Genomic DNA, 14,729 nt, shown 5'->3' with positions numbered 1-14,729 from the left:
CTCATTAAAAACACTAAATTATGCTCACATTGTATGGTCTCTCACCTAAAAATAACACCTGTGCTTTTTGGGGTTATCTGTTGCGCTCGCTCGCAGAAAGCATAGCTAATTCAAACATAGCCAATTCAATAGTCACTGATTCAACCACAAGACAATGTTTACTTTACTGCGGATAAAGAGCAATCTAGCGTTAAGCGTTGCGCGCTTCTTATTGCTAAATCACCAACCGTGGTCGATGCCATTCGCAAGTAATCAATAATTCGTTGCGCGCTAAAAAGCTGGAATCTAAAAAGCTGGGATTTAAAAAAAAGCAATGACACAGCACAAAACTACAAAAATAGTCATACTCGGCGCTGGCAGCGTAGGATGTTATATCGGTGGATGTTTGCTAGCCGCCGGCGCAAACGTGAGTTTTATAGGTAGGCCCCGTTTACAGCAGGATATAGCGCAATATGGCCTTCATATAACCGATTGGGAAGAGCGAGACAGTAATGTAAGTAGCAGCGATATTCATTTCACAACAGATAACAATGTACTGACTGAAGCAGACTTTATTCTGCTTTGTGTGAAAAGTTTAGACACAAAAGCCGCAGCAAACGTCATAAATCAGTACGCTGCGTCACACTCTATCATTGTGAGTTTTCAAAATGGCGTGACTAACGGCGATGTGCTGCAATCACTATTACCTCACAGCGTAATGCGCGGAATGGTTCCCTTTAATATTTTTTATAGAGGGAAGGGGCACTTTCATTGCGGTACTGAAGGCCATTTAGCCATGGAGGATAAACACGGGATATGCCAGCCATTGTTAACTCTGTTAAGCAAAGCTGGGCTTCCTGTCACCGTACACGACGATTTGAAAAGCGTTCAGTACGGAAAGCTCATACTCAACTTAAATAATGCGGTTAATGCATTATCGGGGATTCCGTTAAAACAACAGTTGGCCAATAGAGATTACAGGAAAGTAGTCGCTGAAGTGCAAAAAGAAGCGCTTGCGGTTCTTAAGGCAGAAGGAGTAACACCTGCGCGCACCGGCAAGGTAATACCCTCTCTTATGCCTTATATTTTATCGCTTCCAGATGGTCTGTTTAAGCTGGTTGCCGCCTCTACATTAAAAATAGACCCACAAGCTCGCTCCTCTATGTATGAAGATCTCGAGTTAAACAGACCGACAGAAATCGACTTTCTCAACGGTGAAATTGCGCAAAAGGGCGAGAAGCACGGAATAGCGACCCCGGTAAACAGCCATATTGTGAAATTGATGAAACGTGCAGAGCAGAGTGCGAAAGGCTCACCTCATTTATCTGCTTCGCAGATGATGCCCTAACTGCACAGCTAAAGCCGAAGCCAAAACCAAAGCTTAGCCCAAGTACGAGCTTAGCACTTCGATAAGCTTTACTCTCTCAATGGGTTTACTGATATGTGCATTCATACCCGCTTTCTTGCTTTCTTCTATATCGTGTTGCATTGCGTTAGCGGTTAACGCAATAATTGGCGTTTTTATATTACGCTTTTTGCGAATAATTCGTGAAGCCTCATACCCATCCATTTGCGGCATTTGAATATCCATCAAAATAAGATCGTAAGACGCATCAGATAGGGCTTCAAGCGCCTGTATTCCGTTCTCGACTCGTTCTATCACGGCATTGGTATTACTGAGTAACGACCTGATAACTTCTACATTAATATCGTTATCCTCGGCGAGCAAAATTCGACACTTTTTAAACTGGATATGCGCAGGCGCTGAAGCAGATGACGGTGATCGCTTTTCTTCTTTCTCATCGCCTACCGCTAAGCTTAGTGTGAAAGAAAATGTTGCTCCGCTGCCTTTTTCACTCTCAACGTTAAGCGATGAGTTCATTAACGCCAGTAAGTTATTGCTAATATTGAGGCCAAGTCCCGTGCCACCATATTTTCTTGCGGTTGAACTCTCTGCCTGAGTGAAAGGCGAGAACAAGTGGTCTTGCTGAGATTGAGAAAGACCAATTCCCTCATCTTTCACCCAAACTTTTAACATGCATATATTTCCTTCAATATGTTCAACACCTATTCCAATTTCGATGTTGCCCGCATCAGAAAACTTAATGGCGTTGCTTATTAAGTTTGCCAAAACCTGCCTTAGCCGTAATTCGTCAAAAACAAGGTATTTGGGCAAGGTCTTGTCGATATTAAAGCGCAGTGATAAACCTTTTAGCGATGCTTGCTCATAAAAAATATCAGCGAGATTGCTAACGCTTTTTTTGAGGTCATGGCTTTCCAACTCAAGCTCAAATTTTCCGGCTTCTATTTTTGCAAAATCGAGTAGGTCATTAATAAGCTGCAATAACATTTGTGAAGAGCTGACAATGCGACGAGTGAGCTTTTTATTCTCTCTATCTTGCATTTTATCAATAAGCACCTGACCGAAGCCGATAATCGCGTTCAGCGGTGTACGAATTTCGTGACTAATGTTTGAGATAAACTCTGTTTTGAGACGGTTGTGTAATTCAGCCTTTTCTTTGGCGTCTAAATAAAGTTTATTGGTTTTATGAGACTTGCGCAGCAGAAGTAAAATAATCACGATGGTGGAAAGAGTGAGCAGAACCAGCAGTACCAGAAGTTTAGAGTAAAGGCTCTGACTCTCTTGAGCAGCATTTTGGGCTTTAAACAGTTCGTTGAACGCCTCGTTTTCTTTTTCCAACTGCAGTGCTTTCTGCTTTTCTTGTTCTATTTGCTGCACTAAGTTTGCACTTTCTATCAGCTCTAAATCTTCATATTTTTTCGCTTTTATATATTCCTGGTGAAACTTCTCATACTGGGAAAAAGCAAGTTGATAGTCGCCTCTTGCAGCGGTTATTTGTGAGGCCGTTTGCTCTAATTGTGCTCGCCACGTCGTGCTCTCTCCCGGGCGACTGTTGTCGTACAAATCACGAGCCATGTTCAGCGCGGTTTCAGCTTTTTCCAGTTCACCTCGCGACAAATGTGCTTCTGCTTTTAGCCTGTATATTTCACTGTCGTAAAACGATGATGTAAGCGGGTGGGCAAGAATTTCCTCAGAAAGCGTGAGCGCTTCGTCAAGTCGTTGAGCTCTAAAGTAGGTAGTCGCCATACCATATGTAGCAAGATATTCAGAATACTGAATGTCTATTTTTACATCGTGGGTAATCGCATAATTGAAATACTCAAGCGCTTTCTCATATTGGCCAATATTTCTATAAAAAAACCAATAGCATAAAGGCTGTCGCTCATAAGTACCCACTGCTGGACTTTTCTGCGCCATTGAGCGACTTTTGATAGTAATCAAGTGCAATATCAAATGCGATGATAGACTGATAGTAGTCGGCGACTATGGTGTCGTATAACGGCCGAAGCTGATGCAGGTCGTTTTCTGTAAGCAGGAGGTTGAGCTCGCTGATAAGCTTTGCATTTGGAGCAAAAACCTGACCTTCACTATAAGTGAGAATAAGATAAGCAATGGCATAAGCTTTAACGTTAGCTGATGCGGCGGGGTGTGATATGACCTTGTCAAAGTAGCTATAGCTTTGTTGGTAATCTGCATTCAATCCATATATACGCGTAATGCCGGTGGACACGGTTAAGCCTTGTTGGCTGTCATTTTCAAGAGTTTGCAGAATAGCAAAAATATTGTCGTTAGGTGATTGGTGTAATTTGAGTAGATATTGAACGTAGTAACTAGCAATTAAGCGTTTTGTATCGGTATCTATGCTTTGCTCGCTTAGCCATTCCTCCATTTATTCGATGGCCTCGCCAATGGGCATGGGAAGCTCATTATCTACGCGATTTACCAATTCGTTTAACTGAGAAACTTCGAAAGCCTGAGCGTGCCTATGAAAAGACAGCGCGCAAATAAGCACTAGAAAACAAAATGTGGTTATTCTCGTCAACTTCTTGAAGCCCATATTTAACAATGATTTTTGTAATGCGGAAATGCCGGTTACGAATTTGTATCGTACCGTAATTCGCATGTAAGTCTAACCCTTGTTTCTCATATAAAATGAGATATATGTGCCAGAAAACAGAAGAATATGGCTGTAACTCTAAACCCGTAAATTTGTGGCCCTTAAAAATAAAGCTCCTAAAGAGGAGCTTTAACGATTCTTTCAGCAGCTAGCGTATCGCTTACTAACTCTTTGATAATAAAATACGCAACATTCTGCGTAGAGGCTCGGCAGCGCCCCACAGCAGCTGATCGCCCACTGTAAACGCTGAAATATATTCTGGCCCCATGTTTAGCTTACGAATTCGGCCCACAGGAATGGTCAGAGTGCCGGTGACTTTAGCCGGAGTAAGTTCTTGCATGGTGATATCCCTATCGTTAGGGATAACTTTCACCCATTCATTATGTGCGGCGAGAATGGCTTCTATTTCCTCTACAGGCAAATCCTTTTTAAGCTTAATTGTAATAGCTTGACTGTGACTGCGCATCGCGCCTACACGAACACATATTCCGTCAATCGGAATTTCCTTTTTCTGTGCAGAACTAACGCCTAATATTTTGTTTGCTTCAGCCTGTGCCTTCCATTCTTCGCGGCTTTGACCCGAAGGTAGCTGAGAATCTATATACGGAATAAGGCTGCCGGCAAGAGGGACGCCAAATTGTTCACTTGGGTAGTCTTCACTACGAATAAACTCAGCCACCTGATGGTCGATATCGAGGATAGCTTTTGCTGGGTCTTCAACGCTGGTTTTTACGTTGTCGAATATGGCGCCCATTTGCGAGATAAGCTCTCGCATGTGTTTAGCTCCAGAACCAGACGCCGCTTGATAGGTCATGGGAGAGGCCCATTCAACCAAGTCTTTTTCAAACAGTCCGCCTAAAGCTAGCAGCATAAGTGAGACGGTGCAGTTACCGCCCACAAATGTACGCACTCCTTTCTCGATGCCAGTAGATATTTCGCTGTTGTTAACAGGATCTAGCACAATAATGGCGTCATCGTTCATTCGAAGTGTTGACGCAGCATCTATCCAATAGCCGTTCCACCCAGTGGCTCGCAAGTCTTCATAAACTGCTTTGGTGTAATCACCGCCTTGACAGGTAATGATAATATCTTGCTGCGATAGTGCGTCTATATCGTATGCGTCTTCTAAAACACCGGTGTCGCCATTGTCGGTTTTATTGGCAAAGTTCGGTGCGGCGCTACCTTTTTGAGAAGTGGTAAAAAATGTGGGCTCAATATGCGCAAAATCGTCTTCTTCTTGCATGCGCTGCATTAATACTGAGCCAACCATACCGCGCCAGCCCACTAAACCTACTTTTTGTTGTGCCATTGAATCGAGAACCCTTGTTTCTAAAATTGATAAGTACTGGCTTACACCGGCTTCGTGCCGCTATAAAGCCTGTGAGGTGATTAGATAACCTAAACCACGTATACCTGTCGTTTTTATTTTTATGCCCGCAGTCTAAGGGTTATTTTCCCATCTTGCTAGCAGGTTTTTATAGATTGCAGCAGGGCTTGAGAAATCGATTGCTAAGTGGCAGTTAAACTTGCTTTTGTCAGGAACACTTTTTATGCTCAAGATGAATTTTGATTCCTTATAAAAAAGAATACAGCGAGAATCTACCCAATGAGTGTTGCTAATATTATGTCTAAACGCGTGGTGAGCGTTTACATGGACGACAGTCTACAGTCGTTGCGAGAACTATTTACGGCCACGGGGTTTCACCACTTAGTTGTGGTTCATGATCACAAGCTGCAGGGCATTATATCTGACAGAGACTTGTTAAAAGCGGTGAGTCCCTTTGTAGATACCATCAGCGAGCGTATGTTAGACAGGGCAACGCTAGATAAACGTGCCCATCAAATAATGACTCGTGATGTTATAACCATGAGTCCCGACGACTCTATTTTTACTGCCATTGAGCTATTCAATAACAACAAAATATCATGCATTCCCATTGTCGATGACAAGTCGCACCCGGTGGGCATGGTGTCTTGGCGAGATGTAATGCGCTTTATGCAACAACGAGTTGAGTCGAAGCGCTAGGGAGTCTAGGTTATTGCTGCAAAAAAAAGTTAGCACAGTGGTGCTAACTTTCTCTATCGGCTAGCAGCCGCTACTGTTTGCGGTAGCTAACTTTAAATAGCAAGCTGTATAAAACAGGCACGGCAATTAGCGTTAAAACAGTGGCGAAGGAAAGACCGCCCATAATCGTCACTGCCATATCTGCAAAGAAGGGGTCGAAAAGCAGAGGCGCCATGCCCAGTATGGTAGTCACTGCCGCAAGCGCAACAGGTCGAACACGACTTAGCGTGGCCTCTACAATCGCTTTTCTAATCGCCAGTCCTTCCTCAATTTGAAGATCAATTTCCTCAATTAATACAATAGCATTCTTTATTAACATGCCGAACAAACTAAGGAATCCTAGTAAAGACATAAAACCAAATGGCATGCCGGTGGCAAGTAGACCGGATACCACACCCACTACTGCCATAGGAACCACAAGCCAAATGATCAGAGGTTGTCTGGCGCGGCCAAATAGCAACACTGATATGATAAACATCACTAAAAAGCCTGCTGGTAATCCTGCTCCCAGCGCTTTTTGGGCATCTCGAGAGCTCTCAAATTCCCCGCCCCATTCAAGGTGATAACCCGGCGGTAACTCGATAGACTCGACAACCAGTCGTATTCTCTCGAACGCCTTTGCAGCAGTTTCGTTAGGACCGGGTTCACCCTCTACCGTAATGGTGCGCAAGCGGTTCCTTCTATGAATTCGCATTTCTTCGGTAACAAGATCCAGCCCTTTAGACACCTGCGTGAAGGGAACATACTGGCGCTGCTGTGAAGACCAAACCTGTGATTCTCGAATAGACTGTAGTTCGGTGTCTTCGGCTTTGCCCATTTTAGCCATAATGCTATAGGCATAGTCGCCGTCTTGAAACGTACCTAACTGTACGCCACTGCTGGCGTATTGCACAGTTTGGCTAAAGTCAGAGTGGGATACACCAGCAATACCTGCATTATAATTGTCGTACTGCGTATTAATGGCAAACCCTTTCTCGCGCCAGTTATGACGCACATCGATAATTTGCTCATCTTCTGCAAATAGGCGCTTAGCCTGCTCAGCTATTTCTCGAAGAACCTCAGTATCAGGGCCAGAAAATCTCGCTTCAAGTTTGGCGCCGGACCCCGGGCCAAACTGCATGCGCTCCATGTAAAAGCTGGCATCGAAGTCTAAGTCGGTTAGTTTATCTGATAGCGCTTTTTGAATAGAAGGAATACTATCTAATGTTTCTGCCCTAACCATAAAGAAGGCATAATTTTCGTTTGCACTTTTCGGGGCGTAGGTAAGAGTAAACCTGTCAGCACCCTGACCAACAAAGGTGGTAACAGCCGTTACATTTTCCATTTCAAGAATGCGTTTCTCGGCTTGTTTGGCGATGACTTCGGTGGCTCGAATGTCGCGGTCTTGCGGGCCCCAATAGTGAACAAAGAAGAGTGGGGCATTGGAAGGGGGAAAGAATCCTTGTTTCACCATACCAAAACTGCCATATGCCACAACGGTAATAACTACTAAGGCGGCAATGGTAACCCAACGAAATTTGAGTGCTTTTACGAGTGCACCTTTAAAATAGGTGAGCATAGTTGAGGGTTTTTCATCACCACCTGACGACATACCTTTTCTATAAAAGTAGGCTCCCAATACAGGCACAAGGGTTACCGCTAATACCCAGCTTATAAGCAGTGACACAAGCACAACAGCAAATAGAGAATATAAAAATTCGCCTGTGGCGTCGTTAGACAACCCAATACCTGAAAACGCTGCAATACCAATAATGGTGGCTCCCAGCAACGGCCATTGTGTGCGCTTAACAATGAAGCTTGCTGCGCTTTTTGCGGTTGTACCTGTGGCCATTCGCAGCATCATACCTTCTGCAACCACAATGGCATTATCTACCAACATGCCCATAGCAATAACCATGGCTCCTAGGGATATACGCTGAAGCTGAATACCCATTAACCACATTATCAAAATGGTACCTAGTACGGTCACAAGCAACACAGTGCCCACAACGACACCAGAGCGCCAGCCCATAAATAGGCACAAAGTGAGGGTCACCACAGCCACTGACATCACTAAGTTGTTAATAAATCCATCTACCGACTCATCAACAACCGAGGCTTGATCGTAAATCGGTGTCAGTGTAATACCCACAGGCAATTGTTTCAGCAATTCGTCTACTTTGGCGTTTACTTTCGCACCTACATCCACAATATTGACATCTTCAAGAGCTGATACGCTGAGCGTTAATGCTTCTTCTCCGTTATAGCGCACTAACACAGACTGAATGTCTGCTGGCTCAAGTTTTAGCGTTGCAATGTCCGCTACCCGTAAAGAGCGATTCGTACCAGGAATAACCACCGATAAGTTAGAAATCTCTTCTAGTTTATCGGGAGCGCGCTCAACAATAATTCTGACATTCTTTTCGTCTACTTTTACGCGACCACCATTAAATGGGCGAAGATTGTCTTGAAATAAAGAGGCTAAATCAGGGAATGATATGCCCAAACCGGCCAGTTGATAGGGGTCGATGTAAGCCACTATTTGCTCTTTTTGTACACCGGTTACATCCACTTTTGCTACCCCTTCGGTAGTCAGCAAGTCTCGACGTATAATGCGAGCAAACTCACGTAACTCACGAGTGTCAAAATCGGGTGCACTTAAGGCGTAGTAAAGACCATATACATCACCAAAATCGTCATAAACAATAGGGTCTTGCGTACCGGTAGGAAGCGAACTTGCGGTGTCGCGAATACGTTTTCTTAGCTCGTCCCAAATTTGAGGAAGTACTTTACTATCGTAAGTACTTTTTACTTCAACCGTAACTTCTGACAAGCCGGGAGATGATACCGAGCTTACCTTTTTAAGTTGAGGCATTTGTTGAATAGCAATTTCAAGTCGCTCGGTAACTTCGCGCTCTACTTTTTCTGCACCCGCGCCAGGGTAAGCGGTATATACCTTTACTTGTTTAATGGTGAAAGCAGGGTCTTCTAAACGTCCTATTTTCGACATCGCCAGAATACCGCCTAACAGCAGTATTACTACCATAAGCCATACATTAACCGGCTTATCTATTGAGAAGCGCGCTATATCCATGAATTACTTCTCTCCTTTATATGGGAGGACTTTCATGTCGGGCGTCATTTTTGTGGCTCCCGCCGATACTACGCGCTGCCCAAGACGAATATCGCCTTCAACAATAGCAAGTTCATTTTCGATGTGTTTAACGCTGATTGACTGTTTGTTAACGCGGCTGTTGTTCTCGTCAAAGATCCATATAGCAAACCCATTATCCTTATCTCCCACTAACGATTTCACCGGCACGACAAGTCCTTCAGGGTACATAGAGCCTTGCAGGCTTACTTTTACAATAGCGCGAGCGCCAGGGGTAAGCGGTAACTCTTCTCGGGGCTCCATAGCAAACACTACTTCGTAAGTTTGCGATACCGGATCGGGCTGGGTTGAATGTTCGACGTAAGTCACTGGATACCACTGGCTTCTATTGGTGGCAAGGGTAGCACTTGCCTGCTTTATACCACGGCCTAAATTAGCGGTGAGCAGCCGTTCAGGTACATTGATATTAAAATAGATTTTTGACATATCCTGCAGTCGAGCAATGGGCGTACCCGCAGCAACAAAGCTATTATTTTCAACGAGTCGTTGAGATAGTTTGGCATCAAAAGGGGCATAAAGCTGGGTGTAGCTCAAATCTTGTTCCGCATTTTTTAAATCAAGCACAGCAAGTTCGTATGACGTTTTTGCCGAATCAAGGGAGCTTTGAGCAACAAGATTTTGTGCGAACATTTTCTCGATGCGGCTAAGTTCACGCTTAGACTGTTCTAGCCGTGTTCTCGACTGCTCTACGCGGCGCTCAAAAGGCTCTCTATCGATAGTGGCTAAGAGTTTGCCCTTCTCAATATCACTTCCCGTTACAAGGTCGGTTTGAATCAGGCGACCAGACACTTCAAAGCTTAGATCTACCGTTTTAACCGCTGATACTACCGCAGGAAAGGTAAATTCATCAAAATTTGGTATGTTGCTAATCGTTGCCAGCTTTACATAGCGCGGGGTGGCGGGTTCTGACGACTCAGTCTTTTCCGATGTGCATGCAGCAACGGTTAAAAAGGTGATCGCAGTAACGATAAAAGTACGAGAGATTCGCATCATGGACATAATGTTTTGTAATCCATATCAAATTAAATAAAAAGAGAATAGAAGAAACGGAATTAGCCGAATGGAGCTTCTTCTTAAAGTAAACTGTTGAGTGCATTTTAGTGTGCTTCATTTGAAAAGTAAACTGTTCAGTGTAATATGTGCCTTAGCATTCATTAAGACTTTATTAAATGACAGACATTACACGCAGACGAAGCGATAAAAAGCGAGAAGCTATCATTCAGGCCGCCACCCAAGCGTTTCAGGAGTTTGGGGTGAATGGTACAAGTATGGATAAATTGGCCGAATTGGCAAATGTATCGAAGCGGACCGTTTACAATCATTTCTCAACCAAAGAAGATTTGGTGATGCACTTAATCAAAGAGCAATGGCAGAGTGCATTAGTTGATATTAATGCAGAATATAAAAGCGACTCGCCTTTAAACGAGCAGCTAGAGGAATTAGTATTTCAAGAGGTATCGTTTATGTGCAGCGACAGCCACCTTGAACTAGCCCGTGTTGCCATTGGTCACTTTTTTTACAAGCCTGAAAAGCTGAAAGACGAAGTAACACAGTTAAAAGCGCAGGAATCTTCGCTGCACCGCTGGCTCAAAAAAGCTGAAGCAGACAATAGGCTAACATTTGAAGATATAGGGCAGGTGGTTAATGAAATAGACAGCCTCATTAAGGGGCAGTCTTTTTGGCCTCGACTATTTAAGATAGAAGACAACCTAAGCGACGATGATAAGTGGCGAATTACAAGAAATATTGTCGCCATGGTGTTAAGTCGATATGAATGTTAGAAAGCGAAGCAGTAAATGATTAGCAAGCTGCTTCGCTTCAAAAAGCCTTCCCGAATCTGATCTCAATCAGGATGGTACTACAGTGTTATTGTCCGTTTTTTGCAAATTTTATCAGAGTTTCTCCATCCATTCGGTATCCAAGCCATTCGCTTTTCGCCTTTGCGCCTAGCGACTCATAGAAGTCGATAGCCGGCTTGTTCCAGTCAAGCACACTCCATTCAAATCTTCCGCAATTGTTATCAACGGCGATACCGGCAAGATGCTGCAATAGCGCCTTTCCTGCGCCTAAACCGCGAGATTGTGGAGAAACATAAAGGTCTTCTAAATAGAGTCCATTACGCCCTTGCCATGTTGAATAGTTAAAAAAGTAAACCGCAAAGCCTATGGGCACGCCCTCATTTTCGCATATGATGCAATGAGCCGTGGCACCCTCACCGAATAAAGTGTTATGTAGGTCAGCTTCCGATGCTTCTACTTCATGTTCTGCTTTTTCATAAATTGCAAGTTCCAGAATAAACTGACGAATTTGCTGAATATCATCTGGGGTGGATTGACGAATTGATAGGGCATTACTCATCGGTATTCCTTATTTGCTTTTATCGACCACTGCTATCAAGTGCCGGCTTATGGTCATTGATTGACGCGCTCTCACCGCCTGTTGTGCTTTTTACCAACTTACTCTTAATCCATGTAAATGGCTTTCTCAAATCAAGCAAAATCAAATACAAGCAGGGCACTAAAATAAGTGTCACCAGAGTAGCATAAAGCACAGCAAAACCCAGTGCAGCAGCCATTGGCACTACAAATGCTGCCTGCAGACTGGTTTCAAACATTATAGGTAGCACGCCCACGAAAGTAGTAATTGAGGTGAGCGTTATTGCTCTAAATCTAGCCGTGCCTGCCTCAACAACCGCTTCTTTTACACTGAAGCCCTGACTTCGGCGTTGATTAACAAAATCGGTCATTACCAAAGAATCATTTATCACTACACCGGCTGCCGCAATAAGGCCAAATGTAGACATCATAGAGAGATCTAAACCGAGCAAAAAATGTCCCCAAATAGCGCCGGTTAAGCTAAACGGAATGACCGACATGATAATGAGAGGCTGACCATAACTTTTCAGCGGTACTGCAAGTAAAATGTACACCATCACCATGGCCGCCAAGAAAAACAGCAGCTGCTCACTTTGTTGTGCCTGCTGTTCTTCAATATCACCACCAAGTTCTGTCATCACAGTCGGAAATTCTTCCTGAAGTTGAGGGAGAAGAGTGTCTTTGATGTCTTCTACCACTTCGTTAGGCTCAACCGTTTCTTCGTCTATATTGCCCCAAACGTAAACGCTTCTGTATCCTCCTTCACGGCGTATGTAGCTAATGCCTGGCTTTTCTTCTAAGTACACGACATCGCCGAGCATCACTTCTTCACCGGTCGGGGTTTTAATGAGCGTGTATTTCAAGTCGGCAAAACGCTCGCGGGTAAGCTCCGGGTAGCGCACCATAACGCGCACTTCTTCGCCATTTCGAATAACACGCTGGGCTTCACCACCATAAAATCCAGCGCCAACCTGAGAGGCTATGTCTGAGAGTGTTAATCCCAAATCGTAAGCTACCGGCAGTAATGTCATCTGCACTTCTTTACTTGGAGGGTCGATAGTGGAGCTAACGTCAAACAGCCCATCCTGTTGTTGTAGCATTTCAATAAATTTTAATCCTGCGGCGTTTAAGGTATCTATATCTGAACCAAAAAGAAGGTACCCAAATTCACCATCGTCACCGCCTCCGTTTACATCATCAACAACGGTAAAAGATTTCATTCCAGTAATTTCTGGTATGGCTTCACGCCAGCGCCGCGCCAATTCAAATGTATCGATGGGGCGCTTTTCTTCTTCCACTAGGGGAGCAAGAATTTGTGCTTCAGTGCGTGTATTGTTAAATGCCAGCCTGTCTCTAACCATGCCTGAGCCAAATTCATCAATTATTTGCTGCTCAACATCAAGTATGGTGTTTTCTACGATTTTGAGCGCATCAATGGTCGCTTGGTCTGAAACATTCTCATTCATTTCTATTCTTACGCTTGGAAAATCGTGAGGTACTTTGGGGTTTGGCACCATGCGAACATAATTCGCACTTATCAGGCCCCAGCTCAACATAAGCATGGCAATGAAAAGCATAAACACTACCCAACGAATTTTAATGGCTGCCTCGACCGTTCTTTTGTAAGGTCCATTTATAAAGCTTTGGAAGCGTTTATTGAACTTAGAACGCCAGCTATCGGGTTTTACTGGAGAAAACGAGGTGTGTGCTAAATGAGCAGGTAAGATGAGCTTAGATTCAACTAAGCTAAACACTAAGCATAAAATAACAACAACAGCGATGTTGTAGAAAAAAGCGCCTTCCGGGCCGCTACTTAATGTGAAGGGTGCAAAAACCGCAATGGTTGTTAGTACACCAAACGTTGCCGGAGTGGCAACGCGCTTGGCACCACGGATCACGTTATCTACTCCGCCGCCTTTGCTTTCTATTTCTGTGTAAGCACTTTCACCGATAACTATGGCGTCGTCCACCACTATCCCAAGCACCATAATAAATGCGAACAACGAGAGAATATTGATACTTATGCCAAATACCGGCATGAGCATTACCGCACCAAGAAAACACACTGGCAAGCCGAGCATCACCCATATGGCTAACCTAAATCGCAAAAAGAGAGTTAGCATAAAGGCTACTAACACTGAACCTTGCAGAAGATTAGACAACATCATATCAAGGCGAGCGTTAAGATAGTAAGTTAAGTCTACCAACACTTCTAATTGCACATCTTGTGTAAAAGATTTATTTTTTTGCTCTATATAGGCTTTAACTGTCTCGGCAACGGGAATGGTGTCTTGTGTTTTGGTGGCTTTAACGGCCATTGCAATAGCATTCATACCGTTATACTTAAAGTATCTTTCACCCTCTACAAAACCATCGTTTATGAAGGCGACATCTCCTAAAGTTACTTTGGCGCCGCCCTGACCAATTTTAACAGGGATATTGGCAAATTCTTCGCCGCTGTAAAATTGGTTTTCCACTCGCACAGAAACAAGCCCGGCGTTGGTGCGTATTTGACCTGCTGAAATGTTTGCAGAATAATTATTGATTGAACGGGTGACATCAGCAATAGATAGACCGTACTTTCGTAGCGTATCGGGCTTTATTTCTATCGCAATCTCATCATTGGGAGCAGACATCTGAACCAGTGATACTGTGCCTAGCTGCAAGAGTTCGTCTTCTACTTCCTTCGCTATTTGCTTTAGCTCAGAAAGTGGTAAGTTACCCACCAGCGGCATCTCTATCACGTCTTGTTGAAATTCTACTTGCGAGACATTGACTGGTTCCATACCGGCGGGAAATGTTGCTATGCCGTCTATTCGAAGTTTTACCTTATCAAGCACATCAGTGAGTTCTGCATTTGTGTCTATTTCTAAACTTACAGTACCATTTCCTCTAAATGCTCGGGACACAGTGCGCTTTATTTCAGTTATGTCTTTTATCGCCTCCTCAATTTTTATGAAAATACTTTCTTCTATTTCTTGAGGAGAAGCACCGGGGTAATTGGCAGTAACCGTGATATAGTTAATTTCAATATTGGGAAACATTTGACGTTGTATAGTGGCAAAACTGGCAATACCCATAACGATGATAAACACCATCAGTAAGTTAGCCGCCACTGAGTTACGCGCAAACCAGGCAATAATGCCGTGTTTTGTATCGTTATGCGTATCCATGAAAAC

The 14,729-nt window shown here is 43.8% G+C and carries 11 protein-coding genes; 3 read left to right on the top strand and 8 right to left on the bottom strand.

The features are described from left to right. Positions 1–313 precede the first annotated feature (313 nt). Complete coding sequence (locus tag BM528_RS08135; RefSeq protein ID WP_071979459.1) at positions 314–1,327, top strand: 2-dehydropantoate 2-reductase; 1,014 nt, start codon at positions 314–316, stop codon at positions 1,325–1,327. A 33-nt stretch (positions 1,328–1,360) separates the two neighbouring features. Here the strand turns inward: BM528_RS08135 and BM528_RS08130 are convergent, their stop codons facing one another. The 4 genes from BM528_RS08130 to asd all read right to left on the bottom strand — a co-directional run bounded on the left by BM528_RS08130 (position 1,361) and on the right by asd (position 5,268). Continuing rightward, the gene (locus BM528_RS08130; protein ID WP_232230606.1) at positions 1,361–3,259 is read right to left on the bottom strand and encodes a response regulator; all 1,899 of its coding nucleotides are present in this window, start codon (positions 3,257–3,259) and stop codon (positions 1,361–1,363) included. Continuing rightward, positions 3,225–3,731 (bottom strand): hypothetical protein, encoded by a 507-nt coding sequence (locus BM528_RS18825; protein ID WP_232230604.1) that lies wholly within the window; start codon positions 3,729–3,731, stop codon positions 3,225–3,227. The genes BM528_RS08130 and BM528_RS18825 overlap by 35 nt, the downstream gene beginning before the upstream one ends. Further along, on the bottom strand, positions 3,732–3,965 hold the full coding sequence (locus tag BM528_RS18820) for a hypothetical protein (protein ID WP_232230603.1): 234 nt from the start codon (positions 3,963–3,965) through the stop codon (positions 3,732–3,734). It lies immediately after the preceding gene. A 157-nt stretch (positions 3,966–4,122) separates the two neighbouring features. Next, positions 4,123–5,268 (bottom strand): aspartate-semialdehyde dehydrogenase, encoded by a 1,146-nt coding sequence (gene asd, locus BM528_RS08125; protein WP_071979458.1) that lies wholly within the window; start codon positions 5,266–5,268, stop codon positions 4,123–4,125. Between the two features lie 297 nt (positions 5,269–5,565). On the opposite strand from asd, the gene BM528_RS08120 reads away from it, so the two are divergent. Further along, the gene (locus tag BM528_RS08120) at positions 5,566–5,985 is read left to right on the top strand and encodes a CBS domain-containing protein (RefSeq protein ID WP_071979457.1); all 420 of its coding nucleotides are present in this window, start codon (positions 5,566–5,568) and stop codon (positions 5,983–5,985) included. Positions 5,986–6,055: 70 nt separating this feature from the next. Here BM528_RS08120 and BM528_RS08115 read toward each other — a convergent pair whose 3' ends face one another. Together BM528_RS08115 and BM528_RS08110 are read right to left on the bottom strand one after the other, a co-directional pair. Continuing rightward, a complete protein-coding gene (locus BM528_RS08115; RefSeq protein ID WP_071979456.1) occupies positions 6,056–9,097 on the bottom strand; it encodes an efflux RND transporter permease subunit in 3,042 nt (1,013 codons plus the stop codon). 3 nt (positions 9,098–9,100) lie between these two features. Further along, on the bottom strand, positions 9,101–10,174 hold the full coding sequence (locus BM528_RS08110; RefSeq protein WP_232230602.1) for an efflux RND transporter periplasmic adaptor subunit: 1,074 nt from the start codon (positions 10,172–10,174) through the stop codon (positions 9,101–9,103). A gap of 170 nt (positions 10,175–10,344) precedes the next feature. On the opposite strand from BM528_RS08110, the gene BM528_RS08105 reads away from it, so the two are divergent. Then, entirely contained in the window at positions 10,345–10,956 is a 612-nt protein-coding gene (locus tag BM528_RS08105) for a TetR/AcrR family transcriptional regulator (RefSeq protein ID WP_071979454.1), read from the top strand. 85 nt (positions 10,957–11,041) lie between these two features. On the opposite strand, the gene BM528_RS08100 is transcribed toward BM528_RS08105, so the two are convergent. Together BM528_RS08100 and BM528_RS08095 are read right to left on the bottom strand one after the other, a co-directional pair. Further along, entirely contained in the window at positions 11,042–11,533 is a 492-nt protein-coding gene (locus tag BM528_RS08100) for a GNAT family N-acetyltransferase (RefSeq protein ID WP_071979453.1), read from the bottom strand. A 19-nt stretch (positions 11,534–11,552) separates the two neighbouring features. Beyond that, positions 11,553–14,723, bottom strand: coding sequence for an efflux RND transporter permease subunit (locus BM528_RS08095; protein ID WP_071979452.1), 3,171 nt, complete (start codon positions 14,721–14,723; stop codon positions 11,553–11,555). Positions 14,724–14,729: the final 6 nt, after the last annotated feature.

This window comes from Alteromonas sp. RW2A1 (assembly GCF_001886475.1).
GTDB classification, from domain to species: domain Bacteria; phylum Pseudomonadota; class Gammaproteobacteria; order Enterobacterales; family Alteromonadaceae; genus Alteromonas; species Alteromonas hispanica.
This window is presented reverse-complemented; position numbering and strand designations above follow the sequence as displayed.